Origin of the sequence: Streptomyces klenkii, assembly GCF_003626645.1 — a bacterium.
GTDB classification, from domain to species: Bacteria; Actinomycetota; Actinomycetes; order Streptomycetales; family Streptomycetaceae; genus Streptomyces; species Streptomyces klenkii.
Genome location: NZ_RBAM01000186.1, coordinates 1 through 1,068, shown reverse-complemented (window position 1 = coordinate 1,068; position 1,068 = coordinate 1). Strand labels below are relative to the sequence as shown.

At 76.3% G+C, this 1,068-nt stretch carries 1 pseudogene; it reads right to left on the bottom strand.

Going from position 1 to position 1,068, the window contains the following annotated elements:
* Window positions 1–648: pseudogene (locus D7231_RS35650) on the bottom strand (ATP-binding protein); the annotation flags it as partial.
* Window positions 649–1,068 lie beyond the last annotated feature (420 nt).

Genomic DNA, 1,068 nt, shown 5'->3' with positions numbered 1-1,068 from the left:
CGCGCCGCGCAGCACGGACTCCATCGGGATCGGCTTGGCCCAGCGGCGCCCCGAGCGCGCCCCGGTGAGCACGGCCACGCTGTCCGCCAGGCGCCCGGCCTGCGCGGTGCGGTGGTCCAGGTGGAGGAGGTCGCCCAGGACCTCCTCGTCGCTGTGCCGGTGCTCCATCTCCCGCAGGTCCGCGAGCATGCTCGTCGCCAGCGCCTGCATCCGCCCGGCCGCGTTCGCCGCCGAGGCCAGCGTCGCGGCCTTGGCGCCCTCGCCGCGCGCCACCTCCGCGGCCAGCGTCCGCAGCACGCTGCGCGCCGCCTCGTCGCGCGGCTGCGGCAGGCCCACCAGCGCCGTATCCGCCGCCGCGCCCTCGCGCAGACGGGCCACGACGGCGGGCACGGTCGTGCCGGCCAGCTCGGCCCACTCCCGCTGCGCTTCCCGCAGGGAACGCCCCAGCGTGCGCCCGCGCGCCAGGGCCCACACGGCGGTGGTGACGGCGGCGGTCAGCAGCAGGGCCGCGGCGCCCGCGCCCCAGGTCACCTCCCGCCGGAACGACTCGGGGGCGGCCAGGACCGCCCCCAGACACGCCGCCGCGGTGAGTGTGACGCCGGTGGCCAGGGCGAGCAGCGTCGGCCGCAGGGGGGAACGCTCCGTCATGAGTCGAAGACCTCGCGGACGGGAGGGGGCGATGGTGAGAGCGGACGGGAACCACTCAATTACGCAACACTATAGGAGGGTTCGGCGGGGCGTGGGGAAACTCTGTGATAGAGACGCGTGTTGCTCATGTGCTGACGGAACTCGCCGGGCGGCAAGGGGCACATGGGGGCGTACACGCACGCCCGCGCACAAAGGCCGCCGCACGCCCTGGCCCGCCGCCGGCCCGCACACCTCGTTCACCGCGCCCGCCACGGGCGTTCACCCCGCCCGTCCGGGACCCGCGCGAACCCGGCCCCGCGCCGGACGCCGCATACGCGCCGCCCCCGCCCCGGAGTGACAGGCTGTCCGCATGGCACGCATGGCACGCATGGCACGACACGCACCGAACGAACCGCTGATCCGCGAGCTGCGCGCCGCGGT